The organism is Bacillus sp. 2175, from assembly GCF_057812155.1.
This window is the reverse complement of sequence record NZ_CM173819.1, coordinates 3,932,637-3,949,949: the sequence shown is the minus strand read 5'-3', so window position 1 is coordinate 3,949,949 and position 17,313 is coordinate 3,932,637. Positions and strand designations below refer to the sequence as shown.

The 17,313-nt window shown below is 36.9% G+C and carries 15 protein-coding genes; 13 read left to right on the top strand and 2 right to left on the bottom strand.

The window, feature by feature from the left end:
- Positions 1 to 134 precede the first annotated feature (134 nt).
- The 7 genes from dxs to ACXKY9_RS20325 all read left to right on the top strand — a co-directional run bounded on the left by dxs (position 135) and on the right by ACXKY9_RS20325 (position 8,784).
- On the top strand, positions 135 to 2,027 hold the full coding sequence (gene dxs, locus ACXKY9_RS20355; protein WP_000366454.1) for a 1-deoxy-D-xylulose-5-phosphate synthase: 1,893 nt from the start codon (positions 135 to 137) through the stop codon (positions 2,025 to 2,027).
- A gap of 3 nt (positions 2,028 to 2,030) precedes the next feature.
- Positions 2,031 to 2,870, top strand: a complete 840-nt coding sequence (locus ACXKY9_RS20350) for a TlyA family RNA methyltransferase (RefSeq protein WP_000111874.1) — start codon at positions 2,031 to 2,033, stop codon at positions 2,868 to 2,870.
- Positions 2,871 to 3,012: 142 nt separating this feature from the next.
- Positions 3,013 to 3,462, top strand: a complete 450-nt coding sequence (gene argR, locus ACXKY9_RS20345; protein WP_001032580.1) for an arginine repressor ArgR — start codon at positions 3,013 to 3,015, stop codon at positions 3,460 to 3,462.
- Between the two features lie 264 nt (positions 3,463 to 3,726).
- Positions 3,727 to 5,466, top strand: a complete 1,740-nt coding sequence (gene recN, locus ACXKY9_RS20340) for a DNA repair protein RecN (protein WP_000947764.1) — start codon at positions 3,727 to 3,729, stop codon at positions 5,464 to 5,466.
- 118 nt (positions 5,467 to 5,584) lie between these two features.
- Positions 5,585 to 6,883, top strand: a complete 1,299-nt coding sequence (spoIVB, locus tag ACXKY9_RS20335; RefSeq protein WP_002101312.1) for a SpoIVB peptidase — start codon at positions 5,585 to 5,587, stop codon at positions 6,881 to 6,883.
- 290 nt (positions 6,884 to 7,173) lie between these two features.
- Positions 7,174 to 7,968, top strand: coding sequence for a sporulation transcription factor Spo0A (spo0A, locus tag ACXKY9_RS20330; protein WP_021727703.1), 795 nt, complete (start codon positions 7,174 to 7,176; stop codon positions 7,966 to 7,968).
- A gap of 252 nt (positions 7,969 to 8,220) precedes the next feature.
- Complete coding sequence (locus ACXKY9_RS20325; RefSeq protein ID WP_000428227.1) at positions 8,221 to 8,784, top strand: PRK06770 family protein; 564 nt, start codon at positions 8,221 to 8,223, stop codon at positions 8,782 to 8,784.
- Between the two features lie 240 nt (positions 8,785 to 9,024).
- Here ACXKY9_RS20325 and ACXKY9_RS20320 read toward each other — a convergent pair whose 3' ends face one another.
- Entirely contained in the window at positions 9,025 to 9,171 is a 147-nt protein-coding gene (locus ACXKY9_RS20320; protein WP_001247671.1) for a YycC family protein, read from the bottom strand.
- 50 nt (positions 9,172 to 9,221) lie between these two features.
- Between ACXKY9_RS20320 and ACXKY9_RS20315 the strand changes: the two genes are divergently transcribed.
- Complete coding sequence (locus ACXKY9_RS20315; RefSeq protein ID WP_000172580.1) at positions 9,222 to 9,950, top strand: glycerophosphodiester phosphodiesterase; 729 nt, start codon at positions 9,222 to 9,224, stop codon at positions 9,948 to 9,950.
- Positions 9,951 to 9,999: 49 nt separating this feature from the next.
- Here ACXKY9_RS20315 and ACXKY9_RS20310 read toward each other — a convergent pair whose 3' ends face one another.
- Positions 10,000 to 10,233: a DUF2627 domain-containing protein gene (locus tag ACXKY9_RS20310; protein ID WP_001190210.1), complete on the bottom strand. Its 234-nt coding sequence runs from the start codon at positions 10,231 to 10,233 to the stop codon at positions 10,000 to 10,002.
- A gap of 137 nt (positions 10,234 to 10,370) precedes the next feature.
- On the opposite strand from ACXKY9_RS20310, the gene ACXKY9_RS20305 reads away from it, so the two are divergent.
- From ACXKY9_RS20305 to lpdA, 5 genes are all read left to right on the top strand, one after another.
- Positions 10,371 to 12,443: a sigma-54 interaction domain-containing protein gene (locus ACXKY9_RS20305; protein WP_000810974.1), complete on the top strand. Its 2,073-nt coding sequence runs from the start codon at positions 10,371 to 10,373 to the stop codon at positions 12,441 to 12,443.
- A 195-nt stretch (positions 12,444 to 12,638) separates the two neighbouring features.
- Complete coding sequence (gene yqiS, locus ACXKY9_RS20300) at positions 12,639 to 13,538, top strand: phosphate butyryltransferase (RefSeq protein ID WP_000764671.1); 900 nt, start codon at positions 12,639 to 12,641, stop codon at positions 13,536 to 13,538.
- Between the two features lie 34 nt (positions 13,539 to 13,572).
- Positions 13,573 to 14,673 (top strand): leucine dehydrogenase, encoded by a 1,101-nt coding sequence (locus ACXKY9_RS20295; RefSeq protein ID WP_000171357.1) that lies wholly within the window; start codon positions 13,573 to 13,575, stop codon positions 14,671 to 14,673.
- 87 nt (positions 14,674 to 14,760) lie between these two features.
- Positions 14,761 to 15,864 (top strand): butyrate kinase, encoded by a 1,104-nt coding sequence (buk, locus tag ACXKY9_RS20290; protein ID WP_000115780.1) that lies wholly within the window; start codon positions 14,761 to 14,763, stop codon positions 15,862 to 15,864.
- Positions 15,865 to 15,868: 4 nt separating this feature from the next.
- Positions 15,869 to 17,290, top strand: a complete 1,422-nt coding sequence (gene lpdA, locus ACXKY9_RS20285; RefSeq protein WP_001051289.1) for a dihydrolipoyl dehydrogenase — start codon at positions 15,869 to 15,871, stop codon at positions 17,288 to 17,290.
- Positions 17,291 to 17,313: the final 23 nt, after the last annotated feature.

The following is a 17,313-nucleotide window of genomic DNA, read 5'->3' as shown; positions in this document are numbered from 1 at the left end:
AGGATTAGGGCGCAATAGACTGGTTAATAGCGGGACAAGACGAAAAATAGAAAAGAGAATTTCTTGTTTTGTGTAAATGTTTTTTATAATATTTGACATGTTGACAGATTATGAAATGAAAGTGAGTGATCCATGTGGATCTAACGCAAATTCAAAACCCTAGTTTTTTGAAAGATATGTCTATCAGTGAACTAGAGGGATTGAGTGAGGATATTCGTAAGTTTTTAATTGAAGAGCTCTCTCAAACAGGTGGACATATTGCACCTAATTTAGGTGTAGTAGAACTCACAATTGCTCTGCACAAATTATTTGATAGCCCGCAAGATAAATTTTTATGGGATGTAGGACATCAATCCTATGTACATAAAATTTTAACTGGACGTGCGAAAGAGTTTGGTACATTAAGGCAATATCAAGGTCTATGTGGTTTCCCGAAACGTTGCGAGAGTGAGCACGATGTATGGGAAACTGGTCATAGCTCGACTTCGTTATCGGCTGCAATGGGAATGGCTCTGGCACGTGATTTAAAGAAAACGAAAGAATATGTTATACCAATTATTGGAGATGGTGCTTTAACAGGCGGAATGGCTTTAGAGGCATTGAACCATATTGGACATGAAAAAACAGACATGATTGTTATTTTGAATGATAATGAAATGTCAATTGCACCAAACGTTGGTGCGCTTCATAATGTGCTCGGTCGTTTACGTACCGCAGGAAAATATCACTGGGTAAAAGATGAATTAGAGTATATATTAAAGAAAATCCCAGCAGTTGGCGGGAAAGTGGCTGCGACAGCAGAGAAAATAAAAGATAGTCTTAAATATTTACTAGTATCTGGTGTCTTTTTCGAAGAGTTAGGCTTTACATATTTAGGTCCAGTCGATGGGCATGATTATGAAAAGTTATTCGAAACGTTGCAATATGCAAAGAAAACAAAAGGCCCAGTGCTTGTTCACGTTATTACGAAAAAAGGAAAAGGTTATAAACCGGCTGAGAGTGACGTTATTGGAACTTGGCATGGAACAGGACCTTATAAAATTGAATCAGGTGACTTCGTTAAGCCGAAAGAAGTTGCACCAGCATGGAGTGCTGTCGTTAGTGAAACAGTACTTAAGCTAGCGAGAGCGGATGAGCGTATCGTAGCAATTACACCTGCAATGCCTGTTGGATCAAAACTTGAGAAATTCCAAAAAGAATTCCCAGATCGTATGATTGATGTAGGTATTGCAGAACAGCATGCTACAACAATGGCAGCAGGTATGGCAACGCAAGGAATGAAGCCATTCTTAGCGATTTATTCAACATTTTTACAAAGAGCATATGACCAAGTTGTTCATGATATATGCCGCCAAAATTTAAATGTTTTCATCGGAATAGATCGCTCGGGATTAGTAGGAGCAGATGGTGAAACGCATCAAGGCGTATTTGATATCTCATTCTTACGTCACTTGCCGAATATGGTGCTTATGATGCCGAAAGATGAAAATGAAGGGCAACATTTAGTTTATACGGCGATGCAATATGAAGATGGACCAATCGCATTGCGTTATGCTCGCGGTAATGGACTTGGCGTTCATATGGATAAAGAATTAAAGGCGATTCCAATCGGTACGTGGGAGACGTTAAAAGAGGGGACACAAGCAGCTATTTTAACGTTTGGTACGACAATACCAATGGCAATGGAAGCAGCTGAGCGTCTTGAAAAAGCTGGGGTTTCAGTGAAAGTAGTGAATGCTCGCTTTATTAAACCAATGGATGAAGCATATTTACATGATCTTCTAGGAAAGAATATACCGATTTTAACGATTGAAGAAGCTTGTTTAATCGGTGGTTTTGGAACAGGAGTAGTTGAATTTGCATCTGAAAATGGTTACCATAGTGCATTAGTTGAACGAATGGGTATTCCAGACCGCTTCATAGAGCACGGAAGTGTAACAAAATTATTAGAAGAAATTGGTTTAACGACAGATGCTGTTGTAGACCGTATTCATACAATGATTCCATCAAAACAAAAAAGGGCGTAACAAATGAGCGTAAAAAAAGAAAGAGTAGATGTACTATTAGTAGAGCGAGGACTTATAGAAACGCGTGAGAAAGCAAAGCGCGCCATTATGGCCGGACTCGTATATGCAAATGAGATGAGACTTGATAAGCCAGGAGAGAAAATCTCGCAAGATACTGAGATTACGGTGAAGGGACAAGTTATGCCGTATGTAAGTCGTGGTGGTTATAAACTTGAAAAGGCATTAGAGACATTTCATCTTGATTTACAAGATAAAGTTATGATAGATATTGGTTCATCAACTGGTGGCTTTACAGATTGCGCGCTTCAAAATGGAGCGAAATTATCTTATGCATTAGATGTAGGATACAATCAACTAGCGTGGAAATTACGTCAAGATGAGCGTGTTGTTGTAATGGAACGAACAAACTTCCGTTACGTGACACCGGCAGACTTAGAACGTGGTTTACCTCAATTTGCAAGTATTGATGTTTCATTTATATCATTAAAGCTTATACTGCCAGTTTTAAAAACAATGCTTATGCCTAACGGAGATGTAGCAGCGTTAATTAAACCGCAGTTTGAAGCTGGAAGAGAGCAAGTTGGGAAAAAAGGTATCGTTCGTGATAGAAAAGTACATGAAGCTGTTGTAGAAATGATTGTCGAGTTTGCTTTAAAAGAAGGCTATGATGTGGAAGGTTTAACATTCTCACCAATTACGGGTGGGGATGGTAATATTGAATTTTTAATTCATCTGAAATGGCATGGTGAACGTGAGAATGGCGAAAATCATTCTCCGATTTCTATAGAGCAAGTTGTTACAGAAGCGCATGACGTTCTAAAACAAAAAGGGAAAGGGGAATAACATATGTTGTTCCTCTTTTTGCTGTAATTGTATAATGATTGTAAAAACAATTGTGTACAAGAAACGAATTATAAGTTAACATAAATAAGTGAAGTATACCAATGTTTAAACTATGGTAAGAGATAGTGTGAGGTGCAAATGTATGAATAAAGGTCAGCGCCATATTAAAATCAGGGAAATTATTGCAAACAAAGAAATTGAAACACAAGATGAATTAGTTGATATTTTACGTAATGAGGGATTTAATGTAACGCAAGCAACAGTATCGCGCGATATTAAAGAACTGCACTTAGTGAAGGTGCCATTACATGATGGGCGCTATAAATATAGCTTGCCAGCAGATCAACGATTTAACCCGTTACAAAAATTAAAACGAAATCTAGTGGATTCATTTGTAAAATTAGACACGGCAGGACATATGCTTGTGCTAAAAACATTGCCTGGTAACGCTCATTCACTTGGAGCACTTATTGATCATTTAGAGTGGGATGAGATCATCGGAACCATCTGTGGTGATGATACTTGCTTAATTATTTGCCGTACACCTGACGATACAGGTGTTGTCTCTGATCGTTTCTTAAATATGTTGTAACAAAAAATCTTGTTTGCTTTCCATCGTAAAGTGGAAAGTGAACAAGATATTTTTATTGGTTAAAAATATGAATTTTCAATTGTAATATAATATTTTGTTTGCATAAAGTTAAAAAATAGATGGATTGACCCGTAAAACAAATGTTTGGTACAATGAAGCGGGTTAGAAGAGTATATACATACAAATATATAGCATGATTATTTGAATGAAGAACTGAGAAAATCCTTTAGTAAGGGATTATTTTATAACGAGGTGAATGGGGCATTGTTATCGGAATTATCGATTAGAAACTTTGCTATTATTGAAGCATTAAATATTTCTTTTCAAAAAGGTTTAACGGTTTTAAGCGGTGAAACAGGGGCCGGAAAATCGATTATTATTGATGCAATTAGTTTACTTGTAGGTGGCCGTGGGTCAGCAGAATTTGTTCGATATGGAACAGAAAAGGCTGAGATTGAAGGGCTATTTTATGTTGAAGATGAGAAGCATCCATGTATTGAAAAGGCAGAAGAGTTAGATATAGAAATAGAAGATGGTATGATTATTTTAAAGCGTGATATTGCTGCGAACGGGAAGAGTGTATGTCGTGTAAATGGGAAGCTTGTTACACTTAGCATATTAAAAGAAATTGGGAAAACACTTGTTGATATTCATGGACAGCACGAAACGCAAGATTTAATGAATGAAGAACGACATCTGTTTATGCTTGATCACTTTGATGGGGATCGAATCGTTAAACAATTAGACATATATCAAAACGTATACGCTGACTATGAAAAATTAAAAAAACAATTGAAATCGTTAAGTGAAAATGAGCAACAAATGGCACATCGCTTAGATTTAATTCAATTTCAGCACGAGGAAATTCGCAAGGCGGATTTAAAGATGGATGAAGAAAATGAATTAACTGAGGAACGATTGCAAATTTCTAATTTTGAAAAGATTTATAAAGCGTTAGGTGATGCATATCGTTCTTTAAGTGCCGACGGACAAGGATTAGATAATGTAAGAAGTGCAATGGGGCAAATGGAAAGTATTACACATTTAGATGAAGTGTATCAAGAGAATCATGATTCAATTGCAAATAGCTATTACTTATTAGAAGAGGTTGCCTATCAACTGAGGGAAAAGCTCGATATGATGGAATATGATCCAAATCGTTTAGATGAAATTGAAACACGTTTGAATGAAATTCGTATGCTAAAGAGAAAATATGGAAATAATGTAGAAGAGATTTTAGCGTATGCTGATAAAATTGAACAGGAAATTTTTACGATTGAAAATAAAGACGTTCATATTGAAACGACGAAGAAACAGTTGAAGGAATTAGAAAGTGTTATTATGAAAGAAGCAACGTTGTTAAGTGATATGCGTCATGAGCTTGCAGAACACCTTACAAATGCAATTCATCAGGAATTAAAAGAATTATATATGGAAAAAACGAAATTTGAAGTGAGAATTATGAAGAGAGAAGGAAATGCAGAAGAGCCCCTTGTGGAAGGTGCGCCGGTAAGACTTACGGCGGATGGTTACGATCATGTGGAATTTTATATTTCAACGAACCCAGGAGAGCCGCTAAAACCACTTTCAAAGGTTGCTTCTGGCGGAGAGTTATCTCGTATCATTTTAGCTTTAAAAAGCATTTTTTCTAAGCATCAAGGGGTTGCATCTGTTATTTTTGATGAAGTGGATACGGGTGTAAGTGGCCGGGTCGCACAGGCTATTGCGGAAAAAATTTATCGAGTATCAGTAAACTCGCAAGTACTTTGTATTACGCACTTACCTCAAGTAGCTTCAATGGCGGATTCACATTTATTTATTCGAAAACAAGTAGCGAATGATCGGACAATTACATCAGTTACTGTTTTAACTATGGAGGATAAAGTAACAGAAATAGCTCGAATGATTTCTGGTGTGGAAATCACAGATTTAACGACAGAGCATGCGAAAGAATTACTTACGCAAGCGCATCATTTTAAACAGACAGCAGAGGCTATCCAGTAATGGATAGCTTTTTTTCTCAAATGACGATTTCTTAATTCTTCCGGTTATAAATAAAGCACTGCAAGGAGAGATTAAAAAGTGAAGCCAAGAGGCTGAATGTGGGGTAGGAGCGAGGAGAGTGAACAAGTTGAAATTAGAAAAATTTCGAAAAATAATAGGTCTTTGTCTCCTTGTTTCTTTAGTTTTTATTGGATGTTTTAAACCGCTTCGAACGTTTATTTCATCACCGAAACAACTTGTTGTTTTTGAAGGGCAACAATCAGAAATATCATCATTACCAGTTTTCAAAGCTTCATCCACAAATCGTCATGTATTTACAGTGAGTTCGAATGAACAAAAACAAGGACTTATGGTAAATTCTCATCAAAATGGTGAAGCTGATATGGTATTTCAGCTTGCTGGTTTTCCAGTGAAAAAAGTAAATGTGAAAGTGTTAAAAGATTTTAAAGTGATTCCAGGTGGACAATCAATTGGTGTGAAATTAAATACAAAAGGTGTACTTGTTGTAGGCCATCATTTAATTCAAACTGAAAAAGGTAAAATATCTCCTGGTGAAACAGCAGGTGTACAAATTGGAGATATGATTACTGAAATTAATGGTAAAACAATTGAAAGAATGAGTGATGTAGCACCGTTTATTCATAATAGTGGAGAAACAGGTGAACCGCTTACTCTTGTATTGTTAAGAGATGGAAAATATATTCGTACGAAGCTAACTCCACAAAAAGACAACGGTGAATCGTCTTATCGAATTGGCTTGTATATCCGTGATTCGGCAGCTGGAATTGGAACGATGACATTTGTTCATCCAGATTCTATGAAATATGGGGCACTTGGTCATGTTATTTCTGATAATGATACGAAAAAGCCGATTCAAGTCGAAGATGGACAAATTATGCGCTCGACAGTTACATCAATTGAAAGAGGTAGTCATGGGAATCCAGGGGAGAAATTAGCAAGATTCTCACCAGACCGTGAAGTGATTGGCAATATTACAATTAATAGTCCATATGGTATTTTTGGAAAATTAAATACGAATATGAAAAACGGTATAATGGATAAAGCAATGCCTATCGCATTATCTCATCAAGTAAAAGAAGGACCGGCAAAAATATTAACAGTTATTGATCAAGATAAAGTAGAAGCGTTTGATATTGAAGTTGTTAGTACAGTGCAGCAAAAATTCCCAGCCACAAAGGGTATGGTAATAAAAGTAACAGATAAACGTCTATTAGCGAAAACGGGCGGTATCGTACAAGGAATGAGCGGAAGTCCAATTGTACAAAATGGAAAAGTAATTGGTGCTGTTACACATGTATTTGTAAATGATCCAACATCAGGATATGGTGTTCATATTGAATGGATGTTACATCAAGCTGGAATTAATATTTATGATCAAGAGAAAAAAGCGAGCTAATATATATTATTAGCTCGCTTTTTCTGTTGAAAAATTCGTTGAAATTTTGTAAAAGCTCCGCAAGAGGTGTTTTTTGTTGTAAAATAAAAGGAAAGGGTTGAACGTTTCGTTGTATTTCTATGATGGAATGTGTTGCGAAAGGGAATAAATGAGCGATAAACATATTTTTTTGTGATTTTATCGGAAAGTAAGAAACTTTAAAAGGGAATTTTCACACAATTGTCGAACAATTCATGTAGCCTAGAAGGATACACATGTCGGAGAATCGATTCGGTAAGGGAGGAAAAGCTGTGGAGAAAATTAAAGTATGTCTTGTGGATGATAATAAAGAACTAGTATCAATGTTAGAGAGCTATGTAGCCGCTCAAGATGATATGGAAGTAATCGGTACTGCTTATAATGGTCAAGAGTGTTTAAACTTATTAACAGATAAGCAACCTGATGTACTCGTTTTAGACATTATTATGCCACACTTAGATGGTTTAGCTGTATTGGAGAAAATGCGACATATTGAAAGGTTAAAACAGCCTAGCGTAATTATGTTGACAGCATTTGGCCAAGAAGATGTGACGAAAAAAGCAGTTGACTTAGGTGCCTCATATTTCATATTAAAACCATTTGATATGGAGAATTTAACGAGTCATATTCGTCAAGTGAGTGGTAAAGCAAACACTATGATTAAGCGTCCACTACCATCATTCCGATCAGCCACAACAGTAGATGGAAAACCGAAAAACTTAGATGCGAGTATTACGAGTATCATTCATGAAATTGGTGTACCCGCTCATATTAAAGGATATATGTATTTACGAGAAGCAATCTCCATGGTATACAATGATATCGAATTATTAGGATCGATTACGAAAGTATTGTATCCAGATATCGCAAAGAAATATAATACAACAGCAAGCCGTGTGGAGCGCGCAATTCGTCACGCAATTGAAGTAGCTTGGAGCCGTGGGAATATTGATTCTATTTCGTCCTTATTCGGTTATACAGTATCCATGTCAAAAGCAAAACCTACGAATTCTGAGTTTATCGCAATGGTTGCGGATAAGCTGAGACTTGAACATAAAGCTAGTTGAGAGTAAAAGTAGTAAGGGATTTAAGTTTTAGTAAAGCTTAATAATTCTTGAAATTGATACTCGATATCAAATTTAAAACCAATGAACTTTTTATTTAAAGACCAATGAATGTTATAATTCGTTGGTCTTTTTATTTTGTTGAGAAAAAGAGATTATTTGATAGTATGGAAAATAAAACCTATTTTTAGTAATATTACATGTAAGTGAGTTTTTTATAAGGCAATAAAATAGATATAGATAGGGAGAAGGGGAATGGAAAATAAAATTTCAACTTGGCTAGGAATAGTAGCAGCTATGGGAGTTCTTGCTATTGCAGTTACATTTGGAATGTTAGAACTTGCAGATAATCCCGTAGATAAAGAAGTGAGCGCTCAAATAGATAAAAAAGAAGACCAAACAATAGTAGGTAGAGAGGTAGATGGGGTCTTTGTTGATGTGTATGTTACTGAAAATTCTACTGAAAGCGAAGTCATTACAGCGATGCATCGCATGACTCATCAAAAAGTGGTGGCAGAACGAAAATCGGGCTCTATCCCAATGATTCAAAGTAATGCTAAAAAATTAAAAGAAATTATAAATAAGAGTAGCTTTGCGAAGAAAAATGAACTTTTAGCAATTGCTGATAGATGGGCGAAAAAAGATTTTAGTAAAATTGTAGAAGATCACAATTATTTCTCGGATGCTCAAGAAGATAGCGTTTGTAAAGCAACTAGAGCAATGGATGCGTTAGAAGAGCAACATTATATTTTAACTACATTCGGGGAGGAAAAAGCGAAAGAACTATACGAATCAGGGGATGCTCCGCACGTTCAATAAAAAACAATATAAAGGGCTTCTAGTTTTTTTATGATCGTGTTTTTAGGACGCAATGGGGACTTATAAATAAATGGTCTGCTTTCTTTATGACGTGTAACAAAAAAGAAAAGATGTGATTCATTATTAAATGATGAAGGAACGGCTAAATCACATCGTAGTACATCTGTTAAAGGATTTTAGTAGGAAAGGCATCCGTGATATAATAGAAAATAATAAAAAGTCCTGCAAAACAGGACTGTATTATTCTTCGTCTTTATTTTGTTTTTCTAATTCAACTAGTTTTTGAATTAAAATGTGCTGCGGCATATGCATGAGTTGTTCAAGTGGAACACCTAGTGCTTTTGATAAGCGGACTGCAGTATCTGGAGAGATTTGTAATGGTCTCATAGAAGTACCTCCTTTTTCGTATAGTATAGCATAAGATTGGGGGAGTGAGGATGACTCTTATATTTGCACATCGTGGTGCGGCTGGAACGTACCCAGAAAATACAATGATTTCATTTGAAGCAGCTGAGTCTTTTAGAGCGGATGGAATTGAACTTGATGTTCAATTAACGAAAGATGGAAAAGTTGTCGTCATTCACGATGAAACGGTGGACCGGACAACAAATGGAAAAGGTGCGGTTCGCAATTATGTATATGAGGACTTATGCAAGTTAGATGCAAGTTATAAATTTGGTGATAAAGTAGGTTTTTGTAAAATACCACTTTTAGAAGAGGTATTAGAATGGCTTGAACAAACGAGTTTGCTACTTAATATTGAACTTAAAAATAATAAAATTCCATACAGAGGTTTAGAGGAAGAAGTTATAACGCTTGTACGGAAATTTAGTCTAGAGGATCGTGTTATATTTTCTTCGTTTAATCACTACAGTATGAAACGGTGCCATATGATGGCTCCTGATATTCAAACAGCAATTTTATATCGCGAAGGTTTGCATAGTCCGTGGGCATACGCGAAAAAAATGGGGGCTACAGCAGTACATCCGAATTATCGTTATCTTCAAGATGCTATTGCCGAACTAACGATGGAAAGTGGTGTAGAAGTTCGCCCTTATACAATTAATGAAGAAACGCTTATGCGTAAATATTTTGATATGAATATATCGGCGATTATTACTGATTACCCTGAAACGGCAAGAACGTTATTGCCAATAAAAAAATGAGACCGCGTGTAACGGTCTCATTTTTTTATTTATAAATAGTGGGGCATTCCTATCTTCTAAAGCGAGCTTGTACTTTATTTCGTTTGCGATCTCGGTGCAAGACGAAGCCACCAAAGATATAAAACCCGAGCGCGAAGCAGAGAGCGCCGATTAAAAATTGTAACCACAGTATGGAAATTGGTGGAAATAGAATCCCGAATACAGTATCTCTCATTAACTTTATACCAAACACAGCTAATGAAATAGGGATAAGTGCTAATAGTAGAGCAACGTAACGCTGCATACATAACGCTCCTTTTCAGATTATTTCGTATATTTTAATGATGTTATACGGAAAGGGGGTTTGTCAAGAGGGTGCTGAACGAGTAAGATAAGGGTGTGAAAAAATTTGCAGAGTTACTTCGAGAGGAAGTGTAATATATGAAACAAAAAGTATTAATTGTTGGTGCAGGTGAAGGCGGGAGCGCGCTGCTGAATCTGTTACAAAGTTCGAATATATTTCAAATTATAGGGATTATTGATATAAATCCGTTGGCAAAAGGACTACAAATTGCTAAGGAATACGGGATTGCAATTGGAGAAAGTGTAACTCCATTTCTTTCTATGCATATCGATGTAATATTTGATATGACAGGTGAAGATGATGTACATAAAGTTTTATTAGAAAAAAAGAAAAAAGACACTCTTCTTATACCAGGTGATATCGCAAAAATTGTTACAGGATTAGCGCATGAGAAGGAAGGGCTAATTGGGCGGTTAGAGGAACAGACGCAACAAGGAGAATTAATTTTAAATTCTACACATGACGGCATGATTGTAATTGATCGAGAGGGACAAGTTCGTCTTTTTAATAAAAGTGCAGAGCGTATTATCGGATATAAAAAAGAAGAGGCGATAGGAAAGTATATTTTAGAAGTCATTCCAACTAGTAAATTACTTCGCATTATACGTACGAAACAAATAGAAGTAAATTATGAACTGACATTAGAGAATGGAAAGAAAATTATTACAACGCGTATTCCAATATTAAAAGAAGGAGGAGAGGTACAAGGGGCATTTGCAATTTTTAAAGATATAACAGAAGTTGTAGATCTTGCGGAAGAAGTTACAGACTTAAAAGAAATTCAAACACTATTAGAGGCAATTATTAACTCATCTGAAGAAGCGATTTCGGTTGTGGATGAAAAAGGAAGAGGTTTAGTCATTAACCCAGCATATACGAAATTAACGGGTTTAACAGAAGAAGATATTATTGGGAAGCCTGCTACAACTGATATTGTAGAAGGCGAAAGTATGCATATGAAAGTACTTCGAACGCGTCGTGCGGTGCGCGGAATACATATGAAGATTGGGCAAAAAAAGCGAGATGTAATTGTAAACGTAGCACCAGTTATTGTGGATGGAATATTGAAAGGAAGCGTCGGTGTTATCCGTGACGTGTCGGAAATTCAAAAATTAACAAATGAATTGAATAGAGCAAGGCAAATTATTCGTACATTAGAAGCAAAATATTCATTTGATGATATTGTCGGAAATTCAGATGAAACAACGGCAGCTATCGAACAGGCGAAGCTAGGAGCGAATACACCAGCAACAGTACTGTTACGCGGGGAATCTGGGACTGGTAAAGAATTGTTTGCACATGCAATCCATAATGGAAGTAATCGAAAATACAATAAGTTCGTCCGTGTAAACTGTGCGGCCATTTCGGAGACGTTGTTAGAAAGTGAATTATTTGGTTATGAGGAAGGGGCGTTTTCTGGAGCGAAAAGAGGCGGGAAACGTGGGTTCTTTGAGGAAGCGAATAACGGTAGTATTTTTTTAGATGAAATAGGGGAGTTGTCTGCAAATACACAAGCGAAACTCCTTCGTGTATTGCAGGAAAAAGAAATTGTAAAAGTTGGTGGAACGAAAGCGATACCTATTAATGTTCGAGTAATTGCAGCGACACATGTGAATTTAGAAAAGGCTATTCTAGAAGGGAAGTTTAGGGAGGATTTATATTATCGATTAAATAAAATTCCAATTCAAATTCCATCTCTTCGTCAACGTAAAGGAGATATACCGACAATTGCGGACAGATTGATTCAAAAAATTAATCAAGATTACGGTCGTAATGTAGAAGGGCTCACTGATTCAGCCGTTTTATATTTACAATCATACGAATGGCCAGGAAATGTGAGGGAACTTGAAAATATTTTGGGGAGAGCTATTATCTTTATGAATTATAACGAGACCTATATTGATGTACACCATTTACCGCCATTACATAACGAAGAGCAGGTGGAGTCAAAGCAATCTCATTTATTACCTGAATTAGAAGAAAAGCCACTTGAACATTTAGTGACAGAGTTTGAAGGGAATATTATTTATGAATATTTGGAGAGATTTGATGGGAATAAAACACAAACTGCAAAAGCGTTAGGAATTTCCGTTCGAAATTTATATTACAAGCTAGAAAAGTATGACCATGCAAAAAATAGCATGCAATAAATTGCGTACCATGCAATTTATTGCATGGTATACAAAAAGCGACAAAATAAGACAGAATCTTTCGTTATTTTCTAAAGTATTGATTTTACTGCATTTTGAATGCGTTTTCATTATTGGTAAGACCACTTTTAAAAGTTGGCACGGTATTTGCTTTATAAATAGACGAGGGACGACGGAAAGGGTTGATTACAAAATATGAAGTTAGAATACTTAATTGATCAAGCAGCAGGAAAGCCTAAAAAAACTGTGGCTGTAGCAGTAGCTGAAGATCATGAAGTAATTGAAGCTGTAGCGAAAGCAATTAAATTACAGCTAGCTCAATTTCGTCTATATGGAAATCAAGAAAAAATAATGGGGATGCTACAAGAACATGGTTTACAAACTTCAGAACATGTTGAAGTGATTGCAGCAATGTCTAGTGCTGAAGCTGCAGAACTTTCTGTTAAAGCTGTGAGAAATGGTGAAGCAGATGTGCTTATGAAGGGGAACATCCCAACAGCGAATATTTTGAAGGCTGTGTTAAACAAAGAGTGGGGCCTACGTAAAGGTAGCGTACTTTCACATGTAGCAGCATTTGAAGTTCAAAATTACGATCGTCTTATTTTCGTTACAGATGCAGCGATGAACATCGCACCTGACGTAACACAAAAAGCTGCTATTATACAAAATACTGTAGAAGTTGCCCGGGCAATAGGAATCGACTTGCCAAAAGTGGCACCAATCGCAGCAGTAGAAGTTGTGAATCCAGCGATGCAGGCGACAATTGATGCAGCGATGTTAACACAAATGAATCGCCGCGGACAAATTAAAGATTGTATCGTTGATGGACCACTTGCTTTAGATAATGCAGTATCACAAATTGCAGCAGAACATAAAGGCATAGTAAGTGATGTAGCAGGTAAGGCAGATATTTTACTCGTCCCAACGATTGAAGCTGGAAATGTGCTATATAAATCACTCGTATACTTTGCGGATGCAAAAGTAGGAGCAATGATTGCTGGCGCAAAAGCACCAATTGTTTTAACATCTCGTGCTGATTCAGCAGAAACAAAAGTATATTCATTAGCATTGGCAGTTGCGACTGCTTCAAAATAAACCAAAAAGGGTAAAACATTAGGGGGAAACGACAATGACATTAGAAATCTTCGAATACTTAGAAAAATATGATTATGAGCAAGTAGTATTTTGTCAAGATAAAGAATCTGGTTTAAAAGCAATTATTGCAATTCATGATACAACACTTGGACCGGCTCTTGGTGGAACAAGAATGTGGACATATGATTCTGAAGAAGCGGCGATTGAAGATGCATTGCGTCTTGCAAAAGGGATGACATATAAAAACGCAGCAGCTGGTTTAAACTTAGGTGGTGCGAAAACAGTAATTATCGGTGATCCTCGTAAAGATAAGAGCGAAGCAATGTTCCGTGCACTAGGACGTTATATCCAAGGACTAAACGGACGTTACATTACAGCTGAAGATGTTGGTACAACAGTAGATGATATGGATATTATCCATGAAGAAACTGACTTTGTAACAGGTATCTCACCATCATTCGGTTCTTCTGGTAACCCATCTCCAGTAACTGCATACGGTGTTTACCGTGGTATGAAAGCAGCTGCAAAAGAAGCTTTCGGTACTGACAATTTAGAAGGAAAAGTAATTGCTGTTCAAGGCGTTGGTAACGTAGCATATCACCTATGCAAACATTTACACGCTGAAGGAGCAAAATTAATCGTTACAGATATTAATAAAGAAGCTGTACAACGTGCTGTAGAAGAATTCGGTGCATCAGCAGTTGAACCAAATGAAATTTATGGTGTTGAATGCGATATTTACGCACCATGTGCATTAGGCGCAACAGTTAATGATGAAACTATTCCACAACTTAAAGCAAAAGTAATCGCAGGTTCTGCAAATAACCAATTAAAAGAAAATCGTCACGGTGACATCATTCATGAAATGGGTATTGTATACGCACCAGATTATGTAATTAATGCAGGTGGCGTAATTAACGTAGCAGACGAATTATATGGATACAATAGAGAACGTGCACTAAAACGTGTTGAGTCTATTTATGACACAATTGCAAAAGTAATCGAAATTTCAAAACGCGATGGCATAGCAACTTATGTAGCGGCAGATCGTCTAGCTGAAGAGCGCATTGCAAGCTTGAAAAATTCTCGTAGCACTTACTTACGCAACGGTCACGATATTATTAGCCGTCGCTAATCATTCATATATAACTTTTACAAAAGGCGTGGTTATCTCGTATGAGGTTTCCACTTCCTTTTGAATTTATTAGTGGAGGTAGCAACATTGTCTGTAAATCGAATTCTTGTTATTAACCCAGGTAGTACATCCACAAAAATTGGTGTTTTTGATAATGAAAGACCCGTTTTAGAAGAAACGATTCGTCATGACGTAGAACAGATTGGGAAATACAAGCGAATTATCGACCAATATGAGTTTCGAAAAGAAACGATTTTAGAAGTTCTACATTCTCATGGTATTAACATTTCAAAGTTAAACGCTGTTTGTGGACGTGGTGGATTACTTCGTCCAATCGAAGGCGGTACGTATACAGTAAACGATGCGATGTTAGAAGATTTAAAAAATGGGTTTAGCGGTCATCACGCTTCAAACCTTGGAGGCATTTTAGCATATGAAATTGCTTCTGGATTAAACATTCCTGCATTTATTGTGGATCCTGTCGTTGTAGATGAGATGGAGCCAGTTGCTCGTATAAGTGGTATTGCTGGTATGGAACGTAAAAGTATCTTCCATGCATTAAATCAAAAAGCAGTTGCTCGTAAAGTAGCTGAACAGTTAAACCACAAATATGAGGATTTAAATTTATTAGTTACGCATATGGGCGGTGGTATTACAGTTGGTGCTCATAAAAAAGGAAGAGTAATCGATGTGAATAACGGTTTAAACGGAGAAGGACCATTTAGTCCAGAGCGTGCTGGTACAGTACCAGTAGGGCAACTAGTAGAAATGTGTTTCTCTGGTGAGTATTACCGAGATGAAATGATTAAAAAGCTTGTCGGACAAGGTGGACTTGTAAGTTTAATCGGTACAAATGATGCGATTAAAGTAGAGAAAATGGTTGAAAAAGGTGATCCTGAAGCAACTCTTATTTATAAAGCAATGGCATATCAAGTTGCAAAAGAGATTGGTGGAGCTAGCGCTGTACTTCACGGGAAAATCGATGCAATCGTATTAACTGGTGGACTGGCATACAGTAAAATTCTTGTCGATGAAATAAAAGAGCGAGTGGACTGGATTGCAGATGTTATCGTACATCCAGGCGAAGATGAGTTAGAAGCGTTAGCAGAAGGAGCACTTCGTGTATTACGTGAAGAAGAAGCTCCAAAAGAATACGTTGTACGTGAAAAAGAAACGGTAGCTAGGGGTTGAGATAATGGCAAAAGAATATGATTTAGTCATCGTTGGCGGCGGTACTGGTGGATATGTTGCTGCAATTCGTGCATCACAACTAGGGTTAAAAACTGCACTAGTCGAAAAAGAAAATCTTGGTGGTACTTGTTTACACAAAGGATGTATTCCTAGTAAAGCTCTTTTACGTAGTGCGGAAGTATATGCAACTGCTAAAAAAAGCGAAGAGTTCGGAGTTATTGCAAGCAATGTAGAACTAAACTTTGCGAAAGTACAAGAGCGTAAAGAGAAGATTGTAACGCAGCTTCATAAAGGCGTTCAACATTTAATGAAACAAGGTAAAATTGATGTGTTTGAAGGTATTGGCCGTATTCTTGGCCCATCTATTTTCTCTCCGATGCCAGGGACAATTTCAGTTGAACTTGCAAGTGGAGAAGAGAATGAAATGTTAATTCCAAAAAATGTACTTATTGCAACAGGTTCTCGTCCAAATTCATTACCAGGTTTAGAATTAGACGGAGAGTACGTAATGTCTTCAGATCATGCCCTAAAAATGGAAACGCTTCCTAGTTCAATTATTATCGTTGGTGGCGGTGTAATCGGGATTGAGTGGGCATCTATGCTTGCTGACTTCGGTGTAGAAGTTACAGTATTAGAGTATGCAAAAACGATATTACCACTAGAAGATCAAGATGTTTCAAAAGAAATGCAACGTCTATTCAAGAAAAAAGGTATTAAAGTGGTAACTGGTGCAAAAGTATTACCAGAAACATTGGTAAAAGATAATGGAGTAACAATCCAAGCTGAACACAACGGTGAAAATAAAGAATTTAAAGCAGAAAAAATGCTTGTATCTGTAGGAAGACAAGCGAATACGCAAAATATTGGCTTAGAGAACACAGATATCGTTGTGGAAAAAGGATACATTCAAACAAATGAGTTTTATCAAACGAAAGAATCGCATATTTACGCAATTGGAGATGTAATCGGTGGCCTGCAACTTGCTCACGTTGCTTCTCATGAAGGAATTGCTGCAGTAGAACATATTGCAGGGAAAGAAGTTACACCAATTGATTACTCTATGGTATCAAAATGCGTATATAGCAGTCCAGAAGTTGCTTCTGTCGGTTTAACAGAACAAGAAGCGAAAGAAAAAGGCTATAAGTTAAAAGTAGGTAAGTTCTCATTCCGCGCAATCGGAAAAGCACTTGTATACGGAGAATCAGATGGTTTCGTAAAACTTGTAGTTGATGAAGAGACAAATGACATTCTTGGTGTTCATATGATTGGACCGCATGTAACAGATATGATTTCTGAAGCGGGTCTTGCAAGAGTACTTGATGCAACACCTTGGGAAGTAGCACATACAATTCATCCGCATCCATCATTATCTGAGGCGATTGGTGAAGCAGCACTTGCTGTAGATGGAAGAGCGTTACACGCATAAAAATGTGGATTTAGGAGGTTATG